Here is a 14,748-nt window from a genome sequence, read left to right on the forward strand (position 1 = left end):
AAAGCCTCCGGTTGTTGAGATCGTAAACACGAAAAAACATCCTTCTTTGAGCTGAGAATTGCTTTTCGATTCGGATAGTATACAGCTCCGGAGAGGCCGGAACAGCCATAAAATGCCGGAGACAATAAAAAAGAATAAAAATATTTGCGCAAATCAAACTTTGTTATAAATTTGCATCCGCAATAAAGCACTGGCCTATGGTGTAATTGGTAACACAGCTGATTTTGGTTCAGTCGTTCAAGGTTCGAGTCCTTGTAGGCCAACTGCCAGCAAAAATCCCGGTTCATTCACGAACCGGGATTTTTTTTGTGGTTTTATTTGTACCCGTTTGGATATATTGCGGATCATACCATATCGTTTTCGGAAGTTCTCTTTGCACAAAAAAGGGAGGTGAAACAACAGTGTTTACCTCCCTAATATTACTTTATGCCTTTGTTATAACGCTATCAGTCTCTCGAAAAAATCCGGAGTACATACCAGAATAACAGCATCAGTGACGCGAACAGCCCTATGGCTGCAGGAATATAGTCTTCCTGTCCGTATTTGTTAACGAGATTTGACGTCTGGTAGAGGATAGCACCTCCGGCAAGCAGACACATACCTACCGAAAACCAGAGCCCGAGGTTAAAACCGAACAAGGTTCCGGCTATGACAAGCCCTAAGGCTACAAAAAATCCGACGACCAGACCGGTTCTTAAAAAGGAAAAATCTTTTTTGGTCAGAAATACTATGGCGGATAACCCTGTAAACAGGGAAAGTGTCACTACGGCCGCCTGGTTAAGTATCTCTGCCCCGGAATCCATATAGTAGGCCGCAATATAGATGAGCGGGATGAAAATAAAGGCTTCCGCCAGGATATAAATACCGTAAGCGAGATATTGTTTGCTTTTGTCCGCAGTACGCAAGGCAGTGCTTTCTGCGTAATTGGTGATAAACATAAAACCGCCGAGGAGCAGGAGCCAGCGATATCCCTGGGTCATGGATAAGGCGAACTCTACAATGGCATCACTTTGTAAAAGCAAGTATTCAAAAAGTATAAATGCCAATACACCACCTGCGACGTGGGCATAGGTCTTCCTGTAAAATACAGCCCTGTCGGCCTCTGTTAAATCATGTAGCATGATTTTGTCTTGAATCTGATTTTCCATTAGGTTGAAAAGTTTAAAAGCGGAAAGCTAATAAAAAAAATATAATTAAAAGGCATACGGAGCCAGTTGGCGTGAATTTCACCATACGGTTTTACCGTACCTGCACCGCACTACCGACATCAGCTTCCAACAGGGGCTTTCCCCTGTTAAAGGTTCTGGACAGGAAAAACAGAAAAAGTTCTTCATCCTTAAAGGCTTCACGGATCTTTTGGAAAGCTATCCGCATCTGCGATTCAACGGTCTTGACCGATATACCCAGAATTTCAGAGATCTCGCGGTATTTCAGCCCTTCTATTTTGTTCATTTCCAAAATACGTCTGCAACGGTAGGGTAGGGCATCTATGGTGCTTTTCAGCATTTCGAGCCTCCTTTCGGTAAGTTCTTTGCTCTCCTTGTCATTTTCTTCTACGGCCTTTGCCTTGATCTGGTCTATGATGGAATACTGGATTTTTTCTTTCCGGTGATAATCTACGTATAAATGATATGCCGTAGTGTATAAATAACTTTTGGGAGCATCGTTCTCATCGATATTTTTTCTGTTTATCCAAAAATTAACAAAAGCTTGCTGCGTGATATCTTCGGCAATATCCCGGTTCATGGCGTAAGACATGATATAAGCGAAAAGTTTGTTGTAATGTGCTGAAAAAAAGGTATAAAAGGCTTTTTCGTCATCTTCCTTAATAGATTTAACTATGCTTTTATCCATTTTGAGTTCGTTTAGGTTTTAAGCTGATCAATTGCCTTGAGCATATAAATATTGAAAAAAAAATTAAATTATTGTTAAGGGTTTTGTGTAAATCGACGTAATAGGATAAAATAATGTTGAATTGGAGAAATTAATAGTTAAATTTCTGTCGGATTCCTTAACACAGGAAGAACTGGAAAAACTCCGGGATTGGTTAGCTATTCCCGACAATCAAAAAGTGTTTGAAAGCTATGTTAAATCCAACCAGGATTTGTTACAGTTACTTCATAGCGCTAAAGCAGATGAAACGTATCCAAAAATATGGAATAAAATTAAGGAAAGTGAAAAACCGGTAAAAAAATTAAACTCCCGCATACATATATATACCGCATCTGCCGCGGTTCTGGTGCTCTTACTTGGCTCGGTACTCATTATGCGTCACCTGCTGTCTCCCCGCGTGGTGGTAGAGGATCTCGTGGATACAGGCAAAGCTGTGGTGCTTAAGCTGGGTAACGGGCAAACCCAGGTATTGAATATGTCCGATACTTTGGTGAACGTTACCAATGACGGATCGGTAAAAGGAGTTTTTGCTGCCGATCAGCTCAATTATTACCAGGGTGAAAATACACAGGCAGCACAGGGAGCTCCGGAAAAGAATACCATTGAAGTTCCTAACGGAAGACAGTTTAAACTGGTACTGAGCGACAGTACCATAGTGTATCTGAATTCTGGAACTACGTTTACTTATCCCGTACATTTTGCGAATGCGGACAAAAGGGAAGTCTTTCTTCAGGGAGAGGCTTTTTTTGACGTAACCAGCGATAAACACCATCCTTTTGTAGTGTGTTCGGATGATATTCATGTGGAGGTTCTGGGAACCAGATTTAATTTTTCCGGGTATGAGAAACAGCATCATTCGGAAGTAGTGCTTGTGGAGGGTGCTGTGAAAATGGCAGGAAAGAAGACAAAGGGATATTCCATGGGCGAGGTAATCCTGAAACCGGGATTCAAAGGCGAATTTCACAAGGATACCGATAGCATTGCTGTCGAAGAGGTGGATACTTACCTGTTTACGGCATGGATGAACGGCAAACTGATCTTTCGGGATAAAACCTTTAACGAGATATTGGAAACGCTCGAGAGGCACTTTAATGTAAAGATCATAAACCGGAACGAAGAACTGGGTGCGTCAAGGTTCAATACGAGTTTCGGTAAGGATGTAAAGCTGGAGCGTATTCTGTTTTACTTTAAAAAGGTGTACGGAATGGATTACAGTATAGAAGAAAATACCATAATCATAAAATAAAACAGATGCCTATGTAACATTTCGAAGCAAAGAAAAGATGCATCGGGGATAAAAAAAATCGGAAAATGTTGGCCCATTTCCCGATTACATACGATGCGATTAATCCTTAGTAATTAACCACTCATAAACAGTACAAAAGTATGAAAAAACTTCTTAAGCGTAAAAGTAATTTTCAGCTACTCAAATTTGACCTTAAGATGAAATTAAGTGCATTATTCTTATTCACAGCACTTTTTACTATGCATGCCAATACTTCCTATTCGCAGCATAGCAAGGTCTCTTTGCACGTAAGTCAAAAATCTGTTCGCCAGGTCCTCGAGCAGATAGAACGCAAAACCGATTACCAGTTTGTCTATAAACTGGACGATGTGGATCTGAACCGTAAAATCAGCCTTAAAGTTTCTAATGAATTGATATCTAAAGTCCTGGATGTTATTTTTAAAGGTTCGGAAACCGAATATGCTATCCTCGACAAACAGGTTTTTCTTGTCAGAAAGAAACATCAGTCCATGTCGGTACCCACAGTGCCTGGCCATAAAACGTCACAGCCACTACAGTTGCAGATAACCGGTGTCATTGTCGATGACCAGGGAATACCGCTGCCTGCAGTAAACATTATCGAGAAAGGTACCGATAACGGAACTTCTTCCGATTTTGACGGTAATTATACCATATCGGTAAGTGATGGAGCAGTACTGCTGTTCTCTGCAATGGGATTTAAGCCGCAGGAAATTGCGGTTAGCGGACAGACGACCATCGATGTAAAACTACTTCCGAATACCGAACAGCTCGGTGAAGTTGTCGTTACTGCATTGGGGATAAAAAAGGAAAAACGAGCCCTGACCTATGCGGTTACCGAAGTGGGTGGCGACCAGTTTACACAGGCCAAGGAGACCAATCTTGCCAATGCGCTCTCCGGTAGGATCGCAGGGGTCAATGTGTCCAGTCTTGCCACGGGAGCAGGTGGTTCCAGCCGGGTGGTTATTCGTGGAAATACATCATTGTCCGGAGATAACCAGCCGCTTTATGTGATCAATGGTATGCCTATGGACAATACGACTATGGGAGGAAGTGCCTCTACCAGCGGAGGCGGTTTCAATATCGACCACGGAGACGGAACAGGGGGGATCAATCCGGATGATATCGAATCGATCAGTGTACTTAAAGGAGCTACAGCAGCAGCGCTTTACGGGTCAAGGGCATCTAACGGGGCCATTATCATAACAACCAAGAAAGGAGCATTACAAACCGGACTCGGCATAGAAGTGAACTCCAGTTTCACCCTGGATTCTCCCATGGATTTTACCGACTGGCAATATGTTTACGGTCAGGGTAACGGCGGGCAGAAACCAAGCAATCAGTCCGAGGCCGTAACCTGGGGAAGAAGAAACTGGGGAGCCCTGATCGATGGCTCTACCTATATAGCCTTTGACGGGAAAGAGCATCCGTATACCGCGAAGAAAAACAACATCAAAAATTTCTACAATACAGGAACAACTTTTACTAATACCGTGGCTGTAAGCGGTGGCGGAGAGACCACCAGTTACAGATTTTCGGCATCCGATACCGATAACAAGGGGTTGGTACCCAACAACAGCTTTAACCGGAGAATTTTTAGTCTTAACTTCAATTCCAGGATAGGTGAAAAACTGACGCTGGAGGGGATGGTTCAGTTCAACAAATCCAAAGCTTATAACAAATCAAGTGCAGGTGATGCCACAGGGAACCCCAACTGGGTGAACATGCTTGCCAATACTGTCGATGCCCGCTGGCTCGATCCGGGATACGATGAGAACGGAACGGAAATCGAGTGGAATGAGACTCCCTACGCTTCCAACCCGTATTTCGTGGCCAATAAATTCAAGAACAATGAAGTGCGTGACCGTTTTATAGGACAGTTTGCACTGAATTATCAGATTACCGAAGATCTGTCCGTAAAAGGATCGGTAAGTAAGGATTACACCAACTTCAATTTTACCGCTATATTACCTACGGGAACATTGTATACCAATAATGCGGCAGGAGAATATCACGGTTTTGACCTGATCGTCAGCGAAACCAACAGTATGCTCAATATCAATTACAACAAAGACATATCCGAAGATATCAATCTCGGCGCTATGGTAGGTGGTAATATCCGCAAGTACAAGAACGAACAGACTTCTTTTGACGGAACACAGTTTATCATACCTTTTTTCTACAGTTTTACCAACCTGGTAACCAGTACAACTATTCCGACGAACAAACATCTGACAACCAATTCTATATTTGCATCTTTTGATCTGAGTTATAAGAACTTCCTGTACTTCAATGCCACTGCAAGGGAGGACTGGTTTTCTACGTTGACAGCTTCAGACGGCAGCAATAGCAATAATAGTATTTTCTATCCCTCTTTAGGAGCCGGTTTTATATTCTCTGAGGTCATCAAATTACCGGAGTGGTTCCGATACGGGAAACTCAGAGGGTCCTGGGCCCAGGTAGGCGGTGGTCTGCCCGATCCTTACACCCTTAACGAGAGTTATACCATGGTGCCGAGTAGCGGAGAGCCACTGCAGCAGGTTACGCAGGTGTCCGGGCAACGATTGCTGGCCAATTCCAACTTAAGGCCATACACGTCCACTACGTATGAATTTGGTATCGAAGCCAAGATGTTCGACAACCGGTTTGGTTTTGATATTGCGTATTACAACAAAACCACGACAGACGACATCGTCAATGCACAATTGCCCGTGACTACCGGATATGAATACACCTATTTCAACGTGGGTAAAGTAGAGAACAAGGGTGTGGAGATAACTCTCGACGGTGCACCGGTACGAAGCGATAGCTTTTCCTGGGATGTCAACTACAACCTGGCTTATAACGACAGTAAAGTACTGCAGCTGGCCGAAGGACTCAGTACGATCTCCGTAGCGAGTTCCGTAGGAGGCTGGGCGGAAATCCATCACGAAGTAGGAGAGCCTTTCGGAGTGATCAAGGGATATACTATGCTGCGGGACGATGATGGCAATATCGTTTATGATACCTCTTCCGGATTCCCGGTAAAAAGCGAATTGAAAAAGATCGGAAACTCTGTGGCGCCACTGTCCATGGGACTGAACAACCATTTTAAATACAAAAATTTTTCCCTGGATGTACTTATAGACGGAAAATTCGGGAATGATGTATTCTCGGTCCTCAATGTATACGCTACCCGTTTCGGATTGTCCAAGAGAACACTGGAAGGGCGTGAAGAAGGGCTGACGCTCACCGGAGTGGACGAAAGTGGTAATCCTTATACCAATTACATCCCTTCTACAGATATCCGATCCTATTATCAGAACATGAAAAACTATTCTGATCATTTTATTTATGACGGAAGTTTTGTGAAGCTCAGACAAGTGGTATTGAGTTACAATATCCCGGTAGAAAAACTCAAATTGTTCAAACTGCAATCGGCTTCCATATCATTTATAGCCCGGAACCTTGCGCTGTTGTACAGCAAGACCGACAATTTCGATCCGGAGTCTTCATATACCAATGGTAATGCACAAGGTTTCGAATCTTTTGCACTTCCCCGAACCAGGAGTTATGGGTTGAACCTGAAACTAAAATTTTAAATGGAAATTACTATGAAGAAACTAAACATAAAATACCTTATAGCCCTGTGGATGTGTGCGCCTTTTTTCCTGGTGTCCTGCGATAAGGGGTTTGAAGAAGAAAATACCAATCCGGATGCATCAACCGATGTAGAGCCCGAGTATATGTTCACGAAATCCGTCTACGATGCACTGAATAACAGTACAGGAACGGTATATGAGTTTTCTGCCGGCGGCTTTGTACAGCATTTTGCGACGTATCTCGAAGTACCGGGATTGGGAGATAAGTATGTATATACTTCCGGTACCTACCCGTATGCCTATTTCTCCGGGGCTTATGTCAATGCGGTAAATGAAATTGAAAAAGTGGTTCTCGCCCTCGAAGAAGATGAGAGTAAGACCAATATGCATGCCATAGCATCGATCTGGAAAGTGTATGTATATCACAGGATCACGGACCTGTACGGTATGATCCCCTACTCGGAAGCTGCTACGGCTTATACCCAGTCCAATTATAGCCCGGCTTACGATACCCAGGAAGCCATCTATACCAATATGCTGGAGACCCTGCAAAGTGCTGCCAATGCCTTTGACAGCAGTAAGGCGAGTTTTGGCAGCGGGGATCTTATCTACGGCGGAGATACCGGAAAATGGAAGAAATTCGCATATTCCCTTATGTTGCGCCTGGCGATGCGGATGACCAAGGTCGATGCAACAGCAGCACAGACATGGGCACAGACCGCTATATCCGGTGGAGTGATCGAAAATATTTCCGATGAAGCGATCCTGCCTTACGTAGGAGGGCAGGAGATCAATTCCAACCCGATCTCGTTCCAGTTACGCAACAACAACTATAGCCAATCCAACGGAGGGTCGAGCAATACCGAGGGGGGTAAGTTCTCGGCAACCTTTATCAGTCACCTCAAGGAAAACAACGATCCGCGTCTGACATCGGTAGCTGCGGTGTGGGTAAACGGAGTGCAGGATACTACAACGTCCATTCAACAGGGAATGCCTAACGGACTGGTTAACAAACCGGCCGATTTCGGTTCGTTGTCCGAGCCAAACCTGAATACGCTTCTTTCCCTGACTGCTTCGCTGACTGTTGTCGGGAGTGCGGAAATGAACCTGTTGCTGGCCGAGAATGCCGCCAGGGGATGGATATCCGCAGAACCTGCTACCTATTACGAAAAGGCAATTACCAATGCGATGAGCAACATAGGGAATCTTTACGGGAATGCAGCGGCCATTTCTTCAGACAAAATACAGGACTACATCGATAGTCATCCTTTGCCTTCTTCCTTCGAAGCACAGATGGAAACCATTCATACGGAATTCTGGGTCTCCGTTTTTCCTGATGAGATCGAGGTGTATTCCAACTGGAGAAGAACAGGGTACCCGGAACTTACGCCGGTCAGTGTTACCGGAAACCTGACCAACGGTACTATTCCGAGAAGATTAACTTATCCGCCAAGTGAAATAAGCGTGAATACGGAAAGCTATGAAGAGGCTATCGGTATTCAGGGAACAGACACGTTTGTAACACGCATCTGGTGGGATGTCGAATAATAAAAACAGAGATTATTTATGGAAACACAAAGAAGAGGCGCTTTGCGCAAGATCGCTACCTCCGTATTAGGCCTGGTAGGAGCAGCTGCTTTCGGAAAAACTTTAAATACGGGAAGCCCGGAAAACAAACCCGACGGGTCGATTACGAGGTACGGTAACGAGGAAGACGAGAATCAGGAAGTACCCCTGTTTTCCAGTTCCGTAGTACATAACGGCCTGGTATATATCGCCGGTAAGGGAGCTCATTTCGAAGGTGATGTCAAAGACCATACGGAACATGTGCTGGAAGAACTGAAAAAAGAACTGGAAAAAGCGGGCTCTTCTATGGAGCATGTGCTTAAGGTTAATGTATATCTGGCAGACCTGCACGATTATAAAGCGATGAACGAGGTGTATCGTGGTAAGTTCGGTAAAAACCCTCCGGTACGTACTACGGTAGCCGTTTATGGCGGAGTACCCGGCGATTCCCTGGTGGAAATAGATTGTATAGCTGCTTTAAAATCTTAACTATGATTAGCAGACGAAGACTTATAAAACAATTATCAGCCCTCCCCCTTGTGGGAGGCCTGATGTCTTTCGATGTTGCAGGGGTTTCGGGCCTCCTGCAGCCGGAAGCCGTCATCCCTCCCGCACGCAATTACCTACAGGAGTTGGGGGTACGCACCTTTATCAATGCAGCCGGAACGTATACGTCGATGACCGGATCGCTTATGGTTGATGAGGTAAAACAGGCCTATATGGGTACGTCGGAAGACTTTGTGAATATAGACGAACTACAGGATAAGGTAGGAGAACGTATTGCTTCCCTTCTCGGGTGTGAGGCTGCAACGGTGACTTCCGGAGCTGCTTCGGCCATTACACTCGGTACCGCAGGAGTACTCACAGGGACCGATCCGGAAAAGGCAGCCAAACTGCCCCATCTGGCAGGTACAGGGATGAAGACCGAAGTCATTATGCAGCGTAAGCATTATATCGAATACGCACACGCTATCGAGAACTGCGGGGTAAAAATTGTCTATGTAGATACCAGGGAAGAACTCAAAAAGGCGATCAACAAGAATACCGCCATGTATTATTTCGTAAACTTTCTCAATTACGAAGGGCAAATACAGTGGGATGGCGTACTCGAAGTATGCCGGGAACACAATATTCCTACGATGATCGACTGTGCGGCCGATGTTCCACCGGTAGAGAACCTGACCAAATATACCGATATGGGATTTGATATGGTTTGTTTCTCCGGGGGTAAAGGACTTCGGGGGCCGCAGAGTGCCGGAGTATTGCTCGGAAAGAAAAAGTATATCGATGCTGCCCGGGTAAGTGCCCCTCCGAGGGGAAATACCATAGGAAGGGGAATGAAGGTAAATAAAGAAGAGATCGTGGCAATGATGGTTGCTATCGAAAGCTACCTCAAACGCGATCATGAGAAAGACTGGGCCCTTTGGGAAAGCCAGGTTAATCTTATAAAAGACAGTATCGATGATATCTCCGGATTGAAAGCTACGATAGACGTACCCGTTTTGGCCAACGTGGTACCTACATTGAACCTTTCCTGGGACACCAAAAAGGTAAAGATTTCCGGAGACGAATTGAAAGCGGAGATGCGCAAGGGGCACCCCTCTATAGAAATCGCAGGAGGGGGTAAAAACTCAGTTAGTATTACCACCTGGATGCTCAAACCCGGTCAGGAACGCATTGTCGCTTCCAGACTGTCCGACATTCTACACCAAAAAAGTATATGATGCAAAACAAACGAATAATCCTTAGTACTATTATATGCATTTTATTCCCGTTACTGTCTGTAACCGCCCAGAAGAAATACGATCTGTTGATCCAGGGTGGGACCGTGATAGACCCGAAGAATAAAATCAGCGAAAAAGTAATGGATATCGCGATCAGCAATGACACCATTGTTGCGGTATCCGGGCATTTAAATGCCAGAGATGCTGTAAAAGTGGTCAATGCAAAGGGGTTGTATGTAACCCCGGGTCTTATAGATCTGCATAGTCATCACTTTTACGGAACAGAAGAAAATCATTACCTCTGTAACGGTTATTATGCCGTACAGCCCGATGCCTTCACATTTCGTTCCGGCGTAACGACGGCAGTCGATGCCGGAAGCCCGGGCTGGAAAAGTTTCGAGAAATACAAAAAGCAGACTATCGCACATTCGAAAACCAGGATATTGTCTTTCCTCAATATCGTGGGAGAAGGAATGCGCGGAGGTGTATGGGAGCAGGATCTCAACGACATGAACGCGAAGATGACAGCGATGACCATTGCCCAGAATCCGGAGCTGGTCGGAATTAAGGTAGCCCATTATTCCGGTGCCGAATGGACGCCTATAGAGCGGGCCGTAGAAGCCGGAAATATGGCAGGCGTACCTGTGATGATAGATTTCGGCGGGCATGAGCCTCCTTTGTCACTGACCAGGTTATTGCTCGAAGAATTACGCCCGGGAGATATCTTTACGCACATGTATGCCAATCTGGCTGCAGTGCGGATGACGATCCTCAATCCCGAAACCGGCGAGCTTTACGACTATGCCACCAAGGGCCGCGAAAGGGGAATCGTTTTTGACGTAGGGCATGGCGGAGGAAGTTTTGCGTTTGCGCAGGCCATTCCCGCTATTAAAAAAGGTTTTTATCCCGATGCGATCAGTACCGATATCCATACCGAGAGTATGAACGGAGGGATGAAGGATCAGCTTAACGTGATGTCCAAATTCCTCAATCTGGGGATGCCGCTGAATGCGGTTATCGAAGCTTCGAGCTGGAAACCCGCACAGGTAATTCATCACGAAGAACTCGGTAACCTCAGTGTAGGTAGTATTGCCGATATCGCTGTATTGTCCGTACTCAAAGGAGACTTCGGCTTTATAGACAGTGCCGGAAACAAGATGAAAGGCAACCGGAAGCTGCAATGCGAAATGACAGTCCGGGCAGGAGAGATCGTATACGACCTCAACGGATTGTCCAGCCCCATGTGGGATGCGCCCGATGCCCGGTAACTAATCAGATAAAATCAGACCTATGTATATACCAAAAAAGATCCTCTTTGTTGCAGGATGGTTTTGCTTTGGCCTTACATTACTTTCGGGCCAGGAAATCGCTAAAGAAGAACTTGTCTATTTAACCGGTTCCTGGAAAGGAGAGCGGTTTGATAACGGTCGTCCCCGTATCCCGGACGACCTTGTCGAGCGTGCCCGGAATATATCTATAGATGAGGCCTGGCAGATCCTCAATAACGAAGGGTACAACTGCCAGTACGAAGGAGACTGGCAAATACTGAACAAAGATGTTACCATAGCAGGACGTGCCGTGACTGCCATGTACCTGCCCGGCCGGCCCGATGTGGAAAAACGGATCAAAGACCGCGGGAAGGCAGCGGGCCGTGCCGGAAACACCAATTCCTGGCCTATAGAAGAGCTTACCAAAGGCGATGTGTATGTCGCCGACGCCTTCGGAAAAACCCTGGAAGGTACCCTTATCGGTGATAATCTCGGAAATGCCATATATGCCAAAACCGGTAACGGGGTTGTCTTTTACGGATCTTCGAGAGACATGGAAGGTTTATCGGCGATCAACGGGTTTAATGCCTATGTGAAAAACTGGAACCCTACCTATCTGAAAGATGTTATGCTGGCCGGGTTGAATACGCCTATACGTATGGGAAAAGCCGTAGTCATGCCCGGAGACCTGGTTCTGGCCAAGCCGGAAGGAGTGGTTTTTATTCCTGCACATCTCGCCGAAAAGGTTGTTCTTACGGCAGAATTTATAACGCTTAGAGACCGTTTCGGTCAGCAGATGCTCAGAGAAGGAAAGTACAGTTCAGGCCAGATAGACAGTGAATGGACCGACAGTATAAAAAAACATTTTTTGGAGTGGCTCAACCGGCATGAAGACGAATTACCCATGAGCAGGAAAGAGCTGGATGCTTTTATGAAGCAACGTACCTGGTAGAGCGACCTGAACCAAACCAAACCAAACTATGAAAAGAAGAGATATTGTTAAAGGGTTGCCTTTATTACCCCTGGTAGGAGGGATCTCGGGAGGATTGTTTCCTTCCGGTTCGCTCTTTGCCGCTATAGATACCCCCCAAAAAAACGTACCGGATTATTTTGAAGAACTCGGTATCACACGAGTGATCAATGCTGCAGCGACCATGACATATTTGTCAGGCTCTCTGATGCTTCCCGAAGTGATGGAGGCCATTAATGCAACAGCCCATGATTTTGCCAATATGCATGAATTGCAGGACAAAGTTGGTGTGAAGATCGCAGAAATGCTGCATTGCGAGGCAGCCATGGTTACGTCCGGTGCAGCCTGTGCCCTGGTATTGGGAACTGCGGCAGCCATTACCGGGACGGATGAGGAAAAACGAAAGCAGATCCCCAATCTTCCCGGACCCAGACCGGAAGTTATCATGCAGAAAAAACATCGCTATGTCTTTGATCAGGCCGTAGCTACTGCCGGGGCAAAGATCGTTGAGGTAGAAAATGCCGAAGAGATGGAAAAGGCGATAAACGAAAGAACGGTAATGGCCCTGTTCTTCAATGCAGCCACCTCCTGGTACGGAGGAGAGGATGCGATAGGACATGAAGAGTTTATAGCCATTTCCCGGCGTCATCAGATACCGACCTTTATCGATGCGGCAGCCGATGTCCCGCCTGTAGAGAACCTTTTTAAATATCAGGAAATGGGATTTGATATGGTTACCTTTTCAGGAGGAAAAATGATAAGAGGCCCGCAAAGTGCCGGACTGCTTTTCGGAAGAAAGGACCTTATCGAAGCGGCAAAACTGAACCACAGTCCGTATGAAGCTCCTATAGGAAGACCGATGAAGGTAAACAAGGAAGAGATTTTCGGGATGTATGCCGCTCTGAAAGCCTACCTCGAGAAAGATCATAAAAAAGAATGGAAAGAATGGCTGGGAAGAACAGCATACCTCAAAGATAGCCTTACTGCCGTGTCCGGAGTACGGGCAAAAGTCTTTATACCCGAAGGTCGGGCCAATGTGTTTCCCACACTGGATCTATTCTGGGAAAAGAAAGATATTTCCTTAAGTCCGAGGGAGATCTATGAAAAACTCAAAGGCGGAAATCCGAGTATTGTTACCAGTATTACCACACGAAACTCCCGGGAAGTACTCAATGTGGGGGTCGTATTACTGAAACCGGAACAGGTAGAGCTGGTGGCAGAAAAAATACGGGAGCTTCTGGATAATTCCTGAATGGCATAGAACCCAACACAAAACAAGATGAAAACCCTATACCTGTTGTTACCGGCCCTTTGCCTTTTTATAATGTCCGGTTGCAAAGAAGTCCGCAAAGAGCATCCGGTTCCGGAGCCTGCGCAGGAACAAAGCACAAACACCTCCGAAGCTTCAGCGAAGGCCCTGGAAGCAGCGGTAGAACAGCTTCGGAAAGCCATAATCACCCCCGAAGCGGAATTGCTGGATAGCCTGACTGCCGATGCGCTGAGTTACGGGCATTCCAGCGGCCTTATCCAGGACAAGGCAACCTTTACCGACGACCTGCTCCACGGAGCTTTCGATTTTACCTCGGTAGATTTCACCGATCAGCAGATCACGGTAAGCGGCACAACGGCTGTGGTACGGCATATCTTTCATGCCGAAGCTACCCGTACCGGAGAAGCGGTGACCATCCGTATCGGTGTTATCCTGGTGTATGTCATGCAGGACGGGCGCTGGAAACTTCTGGCCCGCCAGGCATACAAACTTTAAACCTGACACTCAATCTCTAAAAAACCTGTATGTTGAAGTATAAGAAATTCTCTTTAGGTCTGTTGGGGTTTTCCGCCCTGTTGTTACTGATTTATGTGGTGATGTCCCTTTTGGGGTATATGGCTTCGGCCGGGCCTGTGCTGGTATTTTTTTTTATAAGCCTTGCCGCGGGTTTTTCCGGTTTTTCACACCTTCGGGGCTATGTGTACACGATAATGATCTTTGCCGCGGTATCCCTGGCGATGTATTACCCGGAGTATTTTATCTCTTTGGGAGATTTTAAACTGACGGGATTGATCACCCCGCTGATCCAGTTGATCATGTTTGGGATGGGGACCTCGATGAGTGCCCGCGATTTCGAATCGGTAATCCGTGCCCCCCGTGGGGTACTTGTCGGGGTGACGGCCCAGTTTCTGATCATGCCCTTGTCGGGTTTTGTCCTGGCGGGGCTTAGCGATTTTCCAGCGGAGATCGCAGCTGGAATAGTTCTTATCGGTTGTTCGCCCAGCGGAATGGCCTCCAATGTGATGGCATACCTGGCCAAAGCGAACCTGGCCTTGTCCCTGACCATTACGTCTATCGCCACATTGCTGTCGCCTTTCCTGACCCCGGTACTGATGAAGTTACTTGCGGGGGAGTTTATAGCCATCGATGTGCTGGCCATGATGTGGAGCATCGTTAAGATGATCATTATCCCTATCGGGGCGGGTCTGATTT

General features: G+C 46.2%; 12 protein-coding genes and 1 tRNA gene. 11 read left to right on the forward strand and 2 right to left on the reverse strand.

Going from position 1 to position 14,748, the window contains the following annotated elements; translation table 11 throughout:
- Window positions 1-191 precede the first annotated feature (191 nt).
- Window positions 192-263: transfer RNA gene (locus tag BT112_RS16640), tRNA-Gln, on the forward strand.
- 183 nt (window positions 264-446) lie between these two features.
- Here the strand turns inward: BT112_RS16640 and BT112_RS16645 are convergent.
- The gene (locus BT112_RS16645) at window positions 447-1,148 is read right to left on the reverse strand and encodes a Bax inhibitor-1/YccA family protein (RefSeq protein WP_072318517.1); all 702 of its coding nucleotides are present in this window, start codon (window positions 1,146-1,148) and stop codon (window positions 447-449) included.
- A gap of 91 nt (window positions 1,149-1,239) precedes the next feature.
- Window positions 1,240-1,854 carry an RNA polymerase sigma factor gene (locus tag BT112_RS16650; RefSeq protein WP_072318518.1) on the reverse strand — a complete coding sequence of 205 codons (615 nt, stop codon included), beginning with the start codon at window positions 1,852-1,854 and terminating at the stop codon, window positions 1,240-1,242.
- 121 nt (window positions 1,855-1,975) lie between these two features.
- Between BT112_RS16650 and BT112_RS16655 the strand changes: the two genes are divergently transcribed.
- From BT112_RS16655 to BT112_RS16700, 10 genes are all read left to right on the forward strand, one after another.
- The gene (locus tag BT112_RS16655; protein ID WP_072318519.1) at window positions 1,976-3,139 is read left to right on the forward strand and encodes a FecR family protein; all 1,164 of its coding nucleotides are present in this window, start codon (window positions 1,976-1,978) and stop codon (window positions 3,137-3,139) included.
- Window positions 3,140-3,279: 140 nt separating this feature from the next.
- Window positions 3,280-6,738, forward strand: a complete 3,459-nt coding sequence (locus BT112_RS16660) for a SusC/RagA family TonB-linked outer membrane protein (RefSeq protein WP_072318520.1) — start codon at window positions 3,280-3,282, stop codon at window positions 6,736-6,738.
- Between the two features lie 12 nt (window positions 6,739-6,750).
- Window positions 6,751-8,286: a SusD/RagB family nutrient-binding outer membrane lipoprotein gene (locus tag BT112_RS16665; RefSeq protein ID WP_072318528.1), complete on the forward strand. Its 1,536-nt coding sequence runs from the start codon at window positions 6,751-6,753 to the stop codon at window positions 8,284-8,286.
- 18 nt (window positions 8,287-8,304) lie between these two features.
- Window positions 8,305-8,793, forward strand: a complete 489-nt coding sequence (locus tag BT112_RS16670) for a RidA family protein (protein ID WP_072318521.1) — start codon at window positions 8,305-8,307, stop codon at window positions 8,791-8,793.
- Between the two features lie 2 nt (window positions 8,794-8,795).
- Window positions 8,796-10,028 carry an aminotransferase class V-fold PLP-dependent enzyme gene (locus BT112_RS16675; RefSeq protein ID WP_072318522.1) on the forward strand — a complete coding sequence of 411 codons (1,233 nt, stop codon included), beginning with the start codon at window positions 8,796-8,798 and terminating at the stop codon, window positions 10,026-10,028.
- The gene (locus BT112_RS16680) at window positions 10,028-11,296 is read left to right on the forward strand and encodes an amidohydrolase/deacetylase family metallohydrolase (protein ID WP_072318523.1); all 1,269 of its coding nucleotides are present in this window, start codon (window positions 10,028-10,030) and stop codon (window positions 11,294-11,296) included. The genes BT112_RS16675 and BT112_RS16680 overlap by 1 nt, the downstream gene beginning before the upstream one ends.
- A 22-nt stretch (window positions 11,297-11,318) precedes the next feature.
- A complete protein-coding gene (locus BT112_RS16685; RefSeq protein WP_072318524.1) occupies window positions 11,319-12,248 on the forward strand; it encodes an RraA family protein in 930 nt (309 codons plus the stop codon).
- Window positions 12,249-12,276: 28 nt separating this feature from the next.
- Window positions 12,277-13,518 (forward strand): aminotransferase class V-fold PLP-dependent enzyme, encoded by a 1,242-nt coding sequence (locus tag BT112_RS16690; protein WP_072318525.1) that lies wholly within the window; start codon window positions 12,277-12,279, stop codon window positions 13,516-13,518.
- 27 nt (window positions 13,519-13,545) lie between these two features.
- Entirely contained in the window at window positions 13,546-14,031 is a 486-nt protein-coding gene (locus tag BT112_RS16695; protein ID WP_083564971.1) for a nuclear transport factor 2 family protein, read from the forward strand.
- Between the two features lie 29 nt (window positions 14,032-14,060).
- The coding region (locus BT112_RS16700; protein WP_139276281.1) for a bile acid:sodium symporter family protein at window positions 14,061-14,748 on the forward strand (688 nt) is incomplete at its 3' end.

The organism is Sinomicrobium oceani, from assembly GCF_900119185.1.
In the GTDB taxonomy this organism is placed as follows: Bacteria; Bacteroidota; Bacteroidia; order Flavobacteriales; family Flavobacteriaceae; genus Sinomicrobium; species Sinomicrobium oceani.